Source organism: Micromonospora sediminicola (assembly GCF_900089585.1).
GTDB lineage: Bacteria > Actinomycetota > Actinomycetes > Mycobacteriales > Micromonosporaceae > Micromonospora > Micromonospora sediminicola.
Window position 1 is genome coordinate 2,630,679 of sequence record NZ_FLRH01000003.1, and the last position, 13,351, is coordinate 2,644,029.

Consider the following 13,351-nt stretch of genomic DNA (forward strand, 5'->3'; position numbering starts at 1 on the left):
CGCCCACCCGCCACGCTGACCGTCCTGCTCATGCCGCCCGGGCGGCCGTTGACACCGCCTCCGGGCCTGGTTGGATGGACTCCGCTCCCCGCCGTGGTGGAGTCGGAACGAGGAGGCAAGTGTGGGCGCAGCTCCCGACCCGGCCCGCGGTGCGGCCCCACCGCCGCACCGGCGGCGCTCGGGGTTCCGGCTGCGGGACTGGCGGATGGGCACCAAGCTCGCCACCGTCCTGGTGATCCCCACGCTGGCGTTCCTCGTCCTGGCCGGCATCCAGACCCGGGGGCTGGTCGGGCAGACCACGGCGCTGAGCGACTTCGCCCAGCAGGTCGGCATCGGCCGGCAGATCGCCGCCACGGTGGACCGGCTCCAGCAGGAGCGGGACCGTTCCGCCGGCGAGCTGGCCGCGTTGCGCCGCGCCGGCACCGGCGCCGACCGCGACGCCGCGGTCGCCGCGTTACGGCCGTTGCAGGAGGCCACCGACCGGGCGGTGGACGAGCTGCGCGTCGCGGCCGAGCCGCTGGCCGACGCCGACGCCGCCTGGCGGGTCTCCTACTCCGAGGCGCTGGAGGCGTACGACCAGGTGGTGAACATCCGGGCGGCGGTGCCGCCCGCGGTGCTCTCCAGCGACACCGTGCTCAGCAACTACCACCGGGCCGTGGCGGCGCTGCTCAACCTGCTGGCCGAGCCGTCGCCCGGCGACGACCAGCAGGCGTTGACCGAGTCCGTGCTGCGCTACGTGCAGCTGTCCCGGGTCAAGGAGCTGTCCTCCCGGATCCGCGGCGAGCTGTACGCGGCGTCCCGCGCCGGGCGGTACGAGCAGGACGACCAGGTGAGCCTGAGCGACCTGCGGGCCCAGCAGCTCACCGCGCTGGGCGCGTTCCGGGTCGCGGCGACCGCCGAGCAGGTCCGCCGCTACGACCGGACCTCGGTCGACCCGGCCTTCGTCACGGCCACCCGGCTGGAGGAGCGGACCCTGCCCACCGGCGCGGCGGAGCCCGCGCTGCTGTCCGCGCCGCAGTGGTGGGCGGCCAGCGAGCAGCGGCAGGAGCTGTTCCGCCAGTTGGAGGGCGAGCTGCTCGACGACGCGGTGCGCCGGGCCGACGACGCCAGCGCCCGGCAGCTGCGCGAGACGCTGCTGGTCGCCGGCGGCATCGTCTCGGTGCTCCTGATCGCCGTGCTGATCTCGCTGCTGGTCGGCCGGTCCGTCGCCCGCGCGATGCGGCAGCTGCGCGGCCAGGCGCTGCGCATCGCGCAGGTGGAGCTGCCGCTCACGCTGGAACGACTGCGCACGGTGGACCGGCCGGTGGGCGCGATCGACGTGCCACCGGCGGTGGTCGACTCGCAGGACGAGATCGGCGAGCTGGCGGAGGCGTTCGTGGCGGTGCACCGCAGTGCCGTCGACGTCGCGGTCGAGCAGGCGATGATGCGCCGCAACGTCAACGCCATGTTCGTCAACCTGGCCCGGCGCAGCCAGGTGCTGGTCGAGCGGCAGCTGGAGCTGCTCGACGACCTGGAACGCGAGGAGAGCGACCCGGAACAGCTGGAGAACCTGTTCAAGCTCGACCACCTCGCCGCCCGCATGCGCCGCAACGACGAGAGCCTGCTGGTGCTCGCCGGCACCGAGTCCACGCGACGGTGGAACCGCCCGGTCGGGCTGGGCGCGGTGCTGCTCGCGGCGAGCGCGGAGATCGAGCAGTACCAGCGGGTCCGCCACCAGAACCGCACCGACCTGCACGTGGTCGGGCACGCCGTGGGTGACCTGGTGCACCTGTTCGCCGAGCTGCTGGAGAACGCCACCGCGTTCTCCCGCCCGGAGACCGTGGTGCGGGTGGTGGTCGAGGCGGACGGCCCGGGCGCGCTGGTGGAGATCGTCGACCTGGGGCTCGGCATGAGCCCGGGCGCGCTGGCCGAGGCGAACGCCGTGCTGGCCGAGCCGCCGGCCGCCGACGTGGGCGCCTCGGAGCGGATGGGCCTGTTCGTGGTGAGCCACCTGGGCGCCCGGCACGGCGTGCGGGTGCAGTTGCGCCCCGGCCGGGAGGGCCTGGTCACCCGGGTCCGGATCCCGGCCCACCTGCTGGCCGAGGCCCCCGCCCCCGGGCTGGAGCCGCCCGCTCCGGCGCGGATGCTGACCAGCCAGGTGGCCGCGGCGTCCCGGGCGTTGGGCGCGGCCACCGCCGAGCTGCCGGTGGCCGGGCGGCACCCGGTGCCGCAGCCGGGCCCGCCGGCGGCGCTGCCGGTGTCGCCGCTGACCGGCCGGCCGCTCGGTGACGTGGCGGAGGTTGCGCCGACCGGCCCGCCGACGCCCACCGGCCCGCCCGCCGCGGTGCCCCGACCCCGTCCGGTGCCCGGCCGGGCCGAGGACGTGCTCACCCCGGGGGTCGCGGCGGCGGCCGGCGGCGGCTGGTTCAGCCGGCAGGGACCGACGTCGTCGGTGCTCGGTGTGACGCCGGCGCCGGCGCCGACGCCGGTGACCGGGGGGACCAACGAGCGGGGTCTGCCGGTACGCGTGCCGATGGCCCAGCTCACCTCGGTCACCTCGGCCGCCCGCCCCGCCGTGCGGCAGGAGCCGGACCCCGAGGCGGTCGGCGGTATGCTGTCCCGCTTCTACGGCGGGGTGCGGCGGGCCGAGGCCGAGGAGACCACCGAGATGTATCTGCCGCGCGACGAAGGGGGACGACGACAGTGACGACGTTGAGCCAGGAGGCACGGGACCTGAGCTGGCTGGTGAACGCGTTCGCCGAGCGGGTCCCCGGGGTGGCGCACGCCGTCGTGGTGTCCTCCGACGGGCTGCTGGTGGCGATCTCCGCGCACCTGCCGCGCGACCACGCCGACAAGCTCGCCGCCGTGACCTCCGGCCTGATGAGCATCACCGCCGGCGCGGCGCAGATGTTCGACGGCGACGTCGTCAAGCAGACCGTGGTCGAGATGGGACGGGGCTACTTCCTCGTCATGCAGATCCGGGACGGCTCGATCCTGGCGACGCTGGCCGGCGCGGACGCCGACATCGGCGTGGTCGGCTACGAGATGGCCCGGCTGGCCAAGCAGGCCGGCGAGATGCTCACCCCGGCGCTGCGCGCCGAGCTCCAGCAGGCGCTGCCGCGTTGAGCGGCCATCACGCGCTGCCGCACTGAGCGGCCATCACGCGCTGCCGCGCTGAGCGGCCATCACGCGCTGCCGCGCTGGGCGCGGGTGCCCGGCCGGCGGTCCGCCGGCCGGGCCGTCCCGGTCAGAGCCCGTTGCGGCGGATCACCTCGCGGTACCAGTGGGCGCTGCGCTTGAGCACCCGCCGCTGGCTCGCGTAGTCCACGTAGACCAGGCCCCAGCGCTGGTCGTAGCCCTCGGCCCACTCGAAGTTGTCCAGCAGCGACCACACGTGGTAGCTCTCCAGCGGCACGCCGTCGCGCACCGCGCGGTGGGCGGCGGCGAAGTGGTCGCGCAGGAAGCTGACCCGGCCGGCGTCGTCGACGGTGCCGTCCGGGCCGGGGGTGTCCGGGCAGGGCAGGCCGTTCTCGGTGATGGTGATCGGCACCCGCCCGTAGTCGCGGGTGACCCGGGTCAGGATGTCGTACATGCCCTCGGGGTAGATCTGCTGCCACTCGGCCTCCGAGGTGGGCCACTTCCGCACGGTCCCGCCGCCGCCGGTGACGTAGATCGGGGTGTAGTACTGCACCGCGAGCAGGTCGACCGGGCTGGAGATGATCTTCAGGTCGCCGTCCCGGACGCCGCGGACCATCCGGCTGTCCGGCCCGAGGTCGGCCAGCACGTCCTGCGGGTACTCGCCCTTGAAGACGGAGTCGAGGTAGAGGCGGTTCTCGTAGCCGTCGTAGAGGCGGGTCGCGGCGGCCGCCTCGGCGCTGTCGTCGGCCGGGTAGCAGGGGTGCAGGTTGAGCGCCGGGCCGATCCGGCCGGACGCGCCGGAGGCGCGCAGCGCCTGCACGGCGAGACCGTGGGCGAGCTGGAGGTGGTGCGCCACCAGGTAGGCCGCCGCCTCGTCCCGGTGGCCGGGCGCGTGGTGACCCCAGATGTAGCCGTTCTGCACCACGGTCTTCGGCTCGTTGATCGTCAGCCACGCCGGCACCCGGTCGCCGAGCGCCCGGAACACGGCGTCGGCGTAGTCGGCGAAGCGCTCGGCGGTGTCGCGGTTCTCCCAGCCGCCGTCGTCCTGCAACGCCTGCGGCAGGTCCCAGTGGAACAGCGTGGCCATCGGCGCGATGCCGCGCTCGTGCAGCCCGTCCAGCAGCCGGCGGTAGAAGTCCAGCCCACGCTGGTTGGGGCGGCCGGACCCGTCGGCCTGAATCCGGGGCCAGGAGATGGAGAACCGGTAGCTGCGCAGCCCCAGCTCGCGCATCAGGTCGAGGTCCTGGGCGTACCGGTGGTAGTGGTCGGCCGCGACGTCGCCGGTGTCACCGTTGCGGGTGCGCCCCGGGGTGTGGCTGAAGGTGTCCCAGACGGACTCGCCCCGTCCGTCCTCCTTGGCCGCCCCCTCGATCTGGTACGCCGAGGTCGCCGCGCCCCAGCCGAAGCCGTCCGGGAACCGCAGCCCGCCGTCCGGGTCGGCGTCGGTGTTGCGCTCGGGTGGGCTGTCGCAGCCGCTGACGGCGACGGCTGCGGTCCCGGCCAGGGTGGCGCCGGTGAGCCCGGTCCGGGCCGCGCCGGCGGCGGTGGCGGACAGGGCGGCGCGGCGGAGCAGGCGCCGTCGGGTGAGTAACGACATGGGACTTCTCCTCGAAGTGACGGGCCACCCTGGGGCCGGGAGCGCTCCCAGCATAGGCCAGGGGCGGCCGGCCTCGATCCGGCGGTCGCGGCGGGAGGCGGCGCGGCCGGCGGGCGGCCGGAGGTGGGGTGGGCGGGTGTCGCTCGGGGGGCTGGGGCGAGCGGCGAGGGTGGGGCAGATAGCGAGAAAGGCCGTCCGGGTGGCGTGTCACGCCTGTCCCGTCGGCCTCTTTTGCCGTCGACAACGGGGGTTTAGTGTGGGGACGGGGGAGGGCAACCCCCGTCCCCACCGGTGATGCACACACGCACGAAGTGGAATTGGCGTCCGTCGTGCGTGTCGCGCGGGAGCCGGGCCACGCGAGTGGCTCTGGTTCCACCTCCCTCCGTCTGGCGGGTGATGGCCGGCGGCGGTGTCCGGGCTGGTCCGCCGTCGGCCACAGGGCCGACGCGTCGGGCACGGGTGTCCCCGACGATCCAGTACTTACATCTCCGTCGATGGAAGCGCTCCCATCGGCGATGCTGCGACTGTAACGCCCGTCACGGCTTTGGAAAAGCCCCTAAACGAGATCGAAACATGGACGTGGGTATCTGCCCTGGCCGTTGTGGTGGGAGCGCTTCCATGTCACACTCTCGACACACGCGACGTTGGAGCCAGCTCGCGAGCGCGGGCCGCCGAGGGCACCCGGTGAGAACCGGTGCGGCGCCCGATCCCCGGCACGGCCGGGACGACCCCTTTCCGGACGCCTCCGTCCCCCCGCGTACGCCCGTCGACGCGTGGAGGCGCCCCGCCGGGACCCCGGTCCCGGCCCGGTCCGAGGAGACACCGCCCACATGAGACTTCTGGCCAGACGTCGCCGTACGGCGATGGTCGCCGCCACCGCCCTCGCCATCGGCGGGGTGGCCCTGCCCGCGAGCTCCGCGCAGGCCGCACCGGCCTGCGACGTGACCTACGCGACCAGCGACTGGAGCACCGGCTTCACCGCCACCGTCACCATCAAGAACCTGGGTGACGCCCTGAACAACTGGTCGCTGAAGTTCGCCTTCCCGAACAGCAGCCAGCGGGTCACCCAGGGCTGGTCGGCGAAGTGGAGCCAGTCCGGCAGCGAGGTCACCGCGACCAACGAGTCGTGGAACGGCAGCCTGCCCACCGGCGCGTCCACCAGCATCGGCTTCAACGGCAGCTACAGCGGCAGCAACCCGAAGCCCACCGCCTTCACGCTCAACGGTGTCGCCTGCAACGGCGCCACCACCAACCAGCCGCCGACGGTCTCCCTCGGCGTGCCGGCCGGCCCGTTCGAGGCGCCGGCGGACGTCCCGCTGACCGCGACCGCCAGCGACCCCGACGGGACCATCAGCAAGGTCGAGTTCTACCGCAACGGCCTGCTGGTCAACACCGACACCACCGCGCCGTACGGCTACGACCTGCTCGACCTGCCGGCCGGCAGCTACACGGTGCAGGCCAAGGCGTACGACAACGCCGGCGGCAGCGCGACCGCGGAGAAGTCGTTCACGGTCAGCGCGGCCACCGGGCCGAAGCTGGTCGCCACCCCGTCGGCGGTGAGCGTCGAGGAGGGCGGCAGCGCCACGGTGCGGTACACCCTCAGCGCGGCGCCCAGCGCCAACGTCCCGGTGACCCTCGCCGTCACCGGGGACAGCGACATCACCGTCTCGCCGGCCACGCTGACGCTCACCCCGAGCAACTGGAGCACCGGCGTCACCGCCACCGTCTCCGCCGCGGAGGACGCCGACACCGCCGGCGGCACCGCCACGGTGACCGCGTCGGCCACCGGCTTCGCCCCGGTCGCGGTGGTCGCCACCGAGGTCGACAACGACACCCCGGGCGGCGACAACGCCTACATCAAGAAGTTCCTCGACCAGTACGGCAAGATCAAGAACTCGGGCTACTTCAGCCCCGAGGGCGTGCCGTACCACTCGATCGAGACGCTGATCGTCGAGGCGCCCGACCACGGGCACGAGACCACGTCCGAGGCGTTCAGCTTCTGGCTCTGGCTGGAGGCGCAGTACGGCCGGGTCACCCAGAACTGGGCCCCGTTCAACAACGCCTGGACCGTGATGGAGAAGTACATCATCCCCAGCCACGCGGACCAGGCCACGGCGGGCGCGCCGGGCACCCCGCAGTACGCGGCCGAGCACAACCTGCCCAGCCAGTACCCGTCGGCGCTGGAGGCCAGCGTCCCGGTCGGCCAGGACCCGCTGCGCTCGGAGCTGCAGTCCACCTACGGCACCGGTGACATCTACGGCATGCACTGGCTGCTCGACGTGGACAACACCTACGGCTTCGGCCGCTGCGGCGACGGCACCACCAAGCCCGCGTACATCAACACGTTCCAGCGGGGCACCCAGGAGTCGGTGTGGGAGACCGTGCCGCAGCCGTCCTGCGACACGTTCAAGCACGGCGGTCCGAACGGTTACCTGGACCTGTTCGTCAAGGAGTCCAGCGCCCCGGCCAAGCAGTGGAAGTACACCAACGCGCCGGACGCCGACGCCCGGGCCGTGCAGGCCGCCTACTGGGCGCTGACCTGGGCCAAGGCGCAGGGCAAGGAGGCCGACGTGGCGGCCACCGTGGCCAAGGCCGCGAAGATGGGCGACTACCTGCGCTACGCGTTGTTCGACAAGTACTTCAAGAAGATCGGCAACTGCGTCGGGGCGTCCACCTGCCCGGCCGGCAGCGGCCGCGACTCGGCGCACTACCTGCTCTCCTGGTACTACGCCTGGGGTGGCGCGTACGACGCCTCGCAGAACTGGTCGTGGCGGATCGGCTCCAGCCACAACCACTTCGGCTACCAGAACCCGTTCGCGGCATGGGCGATGACCAACGTCGCCGAGCTGAAGCCGAAGTCGCCGACCGCGGTCTCCGACTGGCAGAAGAGCCTGGACCGGCAGCTGGAGTTCTACACCTGGCTGCAGTCCGCCGAGGGCGGCATCGCCGGTGGCGCCACCAACAGCTGGGACGGCAGCTACGCCCAGCCGCCGGCCGGCACCGCCACCTTCTACGGCATGTTCTACGACGTCGACCCGGTCTACAACGACCCGCCGTCCAACCAGTGGTTCGGCATGCAGGCCTGGTCGATGCAGCGCATCGCCGAGCTGTACCTGCAGACCGGCAACGCCAAGGCCAAGGCGCTGCTGGACAAGTGGGTGCCGTGGGCGATCGCCAACACCACGACCGGCGCCAACTGGTCGATCCCGTCGGACATGAAGTGGACCGGCCAGCCGGCCAACTGGAACCCGACCAGCCCGCAGCCGAACACCAACCTGCACGTCGAGGTGACGGTCAAGGGCCAGGACGTCGGCGTCGCCGCCGCCTACGCCCGCACGCTCATCGCGTACGCGGCCAAGTCCGGCAACACCGCGGCGAAGACCACCGCCAAGGGTCTGCTGGACGCGCTGTCGGCGGCCGCCGACAGCAAGGGCGTCTCGATGCCGGAGAAGCGCGGCGACTACAAGCGCTTCGACGACGTCTACAACGCCGCCGACGGGCAGGGCCTCTACGTGCCCTCCGGCTGGACCGGGAAGATGCCCAACGGCGACGCGATCGCCAGCGGCAAGAGCTTCCTGGACATCCGGTCGTTCTACAAGAACGACCCGGACTGGCCCAAGGTGCAGGCGTACCTGGACGGCGGCGCGGAGCCGGTCTTCAACTACCACCGGTTCTGGGCCCAGGCGGACGTCGCGATGGCGTACGCCGACTACGGCACCTACTTCCCGCAGGGATGAGATGACCCCTCCTCCGTGGGCGGGGTCCGCCCCGCCCACGGAGGAGGCCGCCCCGGCCGATGGGGGAACGGAGCGGCCGGGTCGGCGGACGGCCTGACGCCCACGGTCAGGCCGGGTGGGCCGGCCGTCCGGACGACGCAGCGGACGGACCGGCCCACCACTCCGCCCGGGGACCACCCATGGCGCGAAAAGGCACGGAAAAATCAGCGCTCCACGGGATCACATCCGTGGCGCGGACGGAGTAACGTATTTCACGGAGAGGCCGCTCCCCCCGTGGCGGCCTCTCCACTACTTTTCCGGGGCCGTCGCCGGCTCCCCGTCCGGATCGGGCGCGACCAGCGGGTGTCGTGGTCCCGGGTGTCCGGGCGGCAGCGACCGGCTGACCACCACCCAGCTCGCGGCCAGCGCCGCCGCGATCAGCGGCCAGGTCAGCGCCGCCCGCGTCACGGTCAACGCCACCACCCGCCCGTCCAACCAGAGCGGCACGAAGACCGCCACCCGCAGCACGTAGGTGGCCGTCCACACCCAGCTGCCCCGGCCGTACGCCCGCAGCAGCGCCGGGTCGCGGCGCCACCGGGCCCGCTGGCGCAACGCCACCCCGACCACCACGCCGAGCAGTGGCCAGCGCACCACGATGCTGACCGCCCAGGCCAGCGCGCTGGCCGCGTTGGAGGCGATCTGGAGCAGGAAGAAGTCGGCGGCCCGGCCGGTGCGCACCGCGATCAGCGCGGCCACGCAGACCGCGAGCAGACCGATCAGGACCGAGCGCGGGCGGTCGCCGCGCCGCCACCGCCAACCGGCCACGGCGGCGCCGGTCAGCACCGCGGCGAGCACGCCTCCCCACAGCCCGCCGAGCACCCAGCCGAGCCCGAACGCGAGCGGGGGCAGCGTCGCGTCCACCGCGCCCCGCCGCCCGCCGAGCAGGTCGGCCAGCGACTCCGGGCGCGGCTCGGCGGGCCGTTCCCGTTCCGGTCCGCCGGTCACCTGCCACCTCCTCCGATCGCCCCGCCTCAACCTACGCCGGGATCCGGGGCGCTCCCGCGCGCGCCGGACCGGGCCGACCGCTAAGTTGTGCGGGTGCGGGAGACGGCGAGGGGTTGGACGGCGGTCTGGTTGGTCGTACTGGCCCTGACCCAGACAGCGATGTTCGTGCTGGTGTGGCGGTTCGCCGTGCACAGCGAGCTGGGCCAGTGGCTGGACACGGTCGCGTTGACCGGCAACCGGATCGGCCAGGACCGCATCGACGGTCCGGTGGACACGCTCCTCAACGCCATGTCGGTGGTGTCGCTGCTGGTCGCGACCGCGGTGATCGGCTTCATCGCGTTGATCCGTGGCCGCAAGGCGCTCGCGGTCACCGCCACACTGCTCATCGCCGGGGCGAACGTGAGCACCCAGCTGCTCAAGTACTACCTGACCCGACCGGACTTCGGTGTCGACCCGGAACGGGCCGCCGCCGGCAACAGCCTGCCCAGCGGGCACACCGCGGTGGCGGCGTCGGTGGCGATCGCGCTGATCCTGGTGCTGCCGCGGCAGGTGCGGGTGGCCGGCGCGTTCCTCGGCGCCGGGTACGCGGCCGCCGCCGGGGTCGCCACGCTCTCCGCCGGCTGGCACCGGCCCAGTGACGCGGTCGCCGCGTACCTGGTGGTGGGCGCGTGGGCCGCGGCGGCCGGGCTGGTGCTGCTGTTCTTCCAGCGGGAACAGGCGGTGGTGGAGCCGGGCGACGCGCACCGGCTGGGCGCCGCCGTGCTCGGCGTCGCCGGCGCGGTGGCCCTGCTGGGCTCCGCGCTGGCGCTGTCCTGGTTGGTCGACCGTTCCACCGTCGCCGTCGAGGAACTCGGCCGCCGTCCGCTCTTCATCGGGTACGCGGGCAGCGCGGCCGGCATCGCCGGCACGATCGCCGTGGTGGCCGCGTTGGTGCTCGCCGTGGTGCACCGGCTGGTGCCCCGGTGGAAGGGCTGAGTACGCCGGTGGAACCGGCACGGGCGGCGTTCCGGGACGAGTGCGCCCGGCTGGAGCGGGTGCTGCACGGCCTCGACGAGGCGGCGCTGGACCGGCCCACACCGTGCCCGCCCTGGCTGGTGCGGGACCTGCTCGCGCACGTGGGCACCGGGGCCGGCCGGCTCGCCGGGATGCTCGCCGAGCCCGCGCCACCGCGCGCTGAGGTGGACGCGGCCGGCTACTTCGGCGCGGCCAAGTTCAGCCCGCCGGTCGACCGGGAGCGGATCGACGGGGCGCGGCGGGCCGCCCGGGAGCTGCCCGACGTGACCGAGGTGGCGCGGGAGTTCGGCCGGGCCTGGCGGGCCACCGACACGGCGGTGGCCGACGCGCCCGTCGGCCGGGTGGTGCGGACCCGGCACGGTGACGCGATGGCGGTGGGCGAGTTCCTGCGTACCCGGGTGGTGGAGGTCGCGGTGCACGGCCTGGACCTGGCCGACGCGCTCGACCGGTCGCCCTGGACCACGCCGGCCGCGGCGGCCGTGGTCGTCGACGTGCTCACCGGCGGGCGGCCGGTGCCGGCCCGGCTCGGCTGGGACGCGCTCACCGTGCTGCGCAAGGCCACCGGCCGGCTGCCGGTGACCGACGCCGAGCGGACGGCGCTGGCGGAGGCCGGCATCCGCCGGCTGGCGTTCGGCGGCTGACGCCGGTCAGGCCGACGCGGCACGCCGCAGGTGCTCCAGCACGATCGGATCGATCCGGCCGGGCACGAACCGTTCCTCCAGGTTCTCCAGGCCGGACCAGGCGGCGAGCGCGTCGTCCAGGCCCGCCGGGCCGACCGGGTGACCGGCGGCGGCGAGCAGGTCCGCCACCTCGACGGCGAGCGGGCCGGTCAGGTCGCGCAGGGTGGCCGGGTCGGGGCGACCGAAGATCATGGTGTGGATGCCGAGCAGGCGACCCAGCTCGGCGACCGGGTCCGGGTGGTCGTCCACCCGCAGGTCGACCAGTTCGTCGCCGGTGCCCGCGTAGCCGCCGTGCCGCTGCACGACGAGCAGGGCGGCGCTCTGCCGGCCGCGTCGGTCGCCGCCGGCCCGGTCGCCGGCGGTGAGCGCGGCGAACAACCGCTGCGGGAACGGCAGGTCGGTGTCGGTGAGCCAGGCGTCGCGCAGCGCGTCGATCACCTGCGGGCCGGTCAGGATGTTTCCCTGCGCGGCCCACCCGTCGCCGGCCTGACCGCCGGCCCACGGGTGGCAGCGCGGCCCGGTCCAGGTGGCCCCGACGCCGGTCGCCCCGACCACGCCGAGCTGCCGGTCGTCGCGTCCCGGGTCGGCGGCCACCAGACCGGCCACCACGTCCACGGCGGGGACGCCGGTGCGCAGCAGGGCGAGCGCCTGCGCCCGGTAGGCGAGGTTGGCGTGCGCCTGCGTGGCCACCGCCCCGACCTGCGCCTCGGCGGCCGGCACCAACGCCCCGGCGGCGAGGAACCGGCTGGCCACGGCCACGCCGTAGAGCTGCCCGTCGGCGGATCGGGCGACGAGCGAGAAGGTCACGCGCGGATCGTAGCCCGCGGGTGGGGGCGTCGTCCCGCACCGACCGAAGCGCGTGGGCGACGGTCAGAACGGCGGCGCGGCGGCCTCCGGCGGCCGGCCCCAGGCGCGCCGGGCGTCGGCCACCGCGACCGCCACCAGCACCACGACCGCGACGCTCGCCGCGACCAGCGGCGCGGTCCGCAGCAACAACGGCACGGGCAGCAGCAACGCGGCGATCGCCACCAGCCGGGACGGGGACACGCGGCCGAACACCTCGTACTCGAACCGGGCCCGGCCGGCGAGGAACAGCGCCGGGCCGCCCAGGATCATGGCCAGCCAGGGCAACTCGTTGTGCCCGGTCGGGTGTTCGATGACCAACTCGTAACCGATCGCGGTGGCCACCACGCCGATCACCATGACCAGGTGGGTGTCGGCGGCGGAACGGCCGATGGTGGCCGGGTGCGCGGCCCTTGTCACCGCCTCGCCGAGGATCTGCCCGGCCCGCTGCACGTAGATCCGCCACAGCAGGATCGAGGTGGCCAGCGCGAACGCGAACGCCGCGACGGTGGTCGGCTGGGTCGGCACGCCGGTGAACGTCCAACCGGCGAGCAGGATCGTCTCGCCGAGCGCGACCAGGAAGAACTGCTGGTAGCGCTCGGACAGGTGCTCGCCGTGGATGTCCCACCGGGAGAGCGTCGAGCGGCCCAGGCCGGGCACCGGCCAGCCGAACCGGGCGGCCAGGTATTCCACCAGCAGCGCGAGCGTCCAGAGCACCACCCGGGCGTCGACCGGCAGCACCGCGCCGGCGAGCCAGAGCACGCCCGTGGCGCAGAACGTGATCAACATGCGCAGCTTCAACCGGCGGTACTGGAGCTTGCGCAGCACGAGCATGAGGATCGCGGGCCGGCTCACCTGCGCCACCACGTACGCGACGGCGAACGGCAGGCCGTTCTCGCTGAACGCGCGGGGGATCGCCACCCCCATCACCATCGCCGAGAGCAGCGCGGTGATCACGATGATCTGCAACCACAGGTGGTACGGGTCGTACCGGCTGGTCGTCCACGCCGTGCCCTGCCAGACCGCCCAGAGCGCGAACAGCAGCAGCAGCGTCTTGCCGCCACCGGTCACCGCGGACCAGTTCGTCTGGCCGCCCTCCAGCGCCAGGTCCTCGAAGGCGCGTGCGGAGATCCGGGTCAGCGCGAACACGTAGACCAGGTCGAAGAAGAGTTCCAGGAAGGTCGCCCGGCCCCCGTCACCGTCGGTCGCGCGCAGCGCGGCGGGCTCGGCGACCTTCACCGTCGTCTCCCGTCCCCGATCCCGCTCACCCGGCAGTCGTAACACTCTTTCCGGGCGTCATGGTGCGGATCGGTCGTATCGGTGGAGGATCTTGCTCCCGGCGGTGGTGGACGGGCACGATCGACAGGTGACGAACCGAT

General features: G+C 73.8%; 9 protein-coding genes. 5 read left to right on the forward strand and 4 right to left on the reverse strand.

Annotated elements, in window-relative coordinates; all coding sequences use genetic code 11:
- The first annotated feature begins 121 nt into the window (after positions 1-121).
- Positions 122-2,686 carry a sensor histidine kinase gene (locus GA0070622_RS12905; protein ID WP_245666201.1) on the forward strand — a complete coding sequence of 855 codons (2,565 nt, stop codon included), beginning with the start codon at positions 122-124 and terminating at the stop codon, positions 2,684-2,686.
- The gene (locus GA0070622_RS12910; protein ID WP_013287300.1) at positions 2,683-3,105 is read left to right on the forward strand and encodes a roadblock/LC7 domain-containing protein; all 423 of its coding nucleotides are present in this window, start codon (positions 2,683-2,685) and stop codon (positions 3,103-3,105) included. Before GA0070622_RS12905 ends, GA0070622_RS12910 begins: the two co-directional genes overlap by 4 nt.
- A gap of 121 nt (positions 3,106-3,226) precedes the next feature.
- On the opposite strand, the gene GA0070622_RS12915 is transcribed toward GA0070622_RS12910, so the two are convergent.
- Positions 3,227-4,714: a GH1 family beta-glucosidase gene (locus GA0070622_RS12915; protein ID WP_091573531.1), complete on the reverse strand. Its 1,488-nt coding sequence runs from the start codon at positions 4,712-4,714 to the stop codon at positions 3,227-3,229.
- An 839-nt stretch (positions 4,715-5,553) separates the two neighbouring features.
- Here GA0070622_RS12915 and GA0070622_RS12920 point away from each other — a divergent pair.
- Complete coding sequence (locus GA0070622_RS12920) at positions 5,554-8,451, forward strand: glycoside hydrolase family 48 protein (RefSeq protein WP_176710546.1); 2,898 nt, start codon at positions 5,554-5,556, stop codon at positions 8,449-8,451.
- A gap of 288 nt (positions 8,452-8,739) precedes the next feature.
- Here the strand turns inward: GA0070622_RS12920 and GA0070622_RS12925 are convergent, their stop codons facing one another.
- A complete protein-coding gene (locus GA0070622_RS12925; RefSeq protein WP_091573533.1) occupies positions 8,740-9,435 on the reverse strand; it encodes a DUF3159 domain-containing protein in 696 nt (231 codons plus the stop codon).
- A gap of 87 nt (positions 9,436-9,522) precedes the next feature.
- Between GA0070622_RS12925 and GA0070622_RS12930 the strand changes: the two genes are divergently transcribed.
- Both GA0070622_RS12930 and GA0070622_RS12935 read left to right on the forward strand, forming a co-directional pair.
- A complete protein-coding gene (locus tag GA0070622_RS12930; RefSeq protein WP_176710456.1) occupies positions 9,523-10,410 on the forward strand; it encodes a phosphatase PAP2 family protein in 888 nt (295 codons plus the stop codon).
- A gap of 8 nt (positions 10,411-10,418) precedes the next feature.
- On the forward strand, positions 10,419-11,090 hold the full coding sequence (locus GA0070622_RS12935) for a maleylpyruvate isomerase N-terminal domain-containing protein (RefSeq protein ID WP_091573534.1): 672 nt from the start codon (positions 10,419-10,421) through the stop codon (positions 11,088-11,090).
- A gap of 6 nt (positions 11,091-11,096) precedes the next feature.
- Here GA0070622_RS12935 and GA0070622_RS12940 read toward each other — a convergent pair whose 3' ends face one another.
- The gene (locus GA0070622_RS12940; RefSeq protein WP_091573535.1) at positions 11,097-11,936 is read right to left on the reverse strand and encodes a DUF1028 domain-containing protein; all 840 of its coding nucleotides are present in this window, start codon (positions 11,934-11,936) and stop codon (positions 11,097-11,099) included.
- A 63-nt stretch (positions 11,937-11,999) separates the two neighbouring features.
- The gene (locus tag GA0070622_RS12945; protein ID WP_091573536.1) at positions 12,000-13,211 is read right to left on the reverse strand and encodes a low temperature requirement protein A; all 1,212 of its coding nucleotides are present in this window, start codon (positions 13,209-13,211) and stop codon (positions 12,000-12,002) included.
- Positions 13,212-13,351 lie beyond the last annotated feature (140 nt).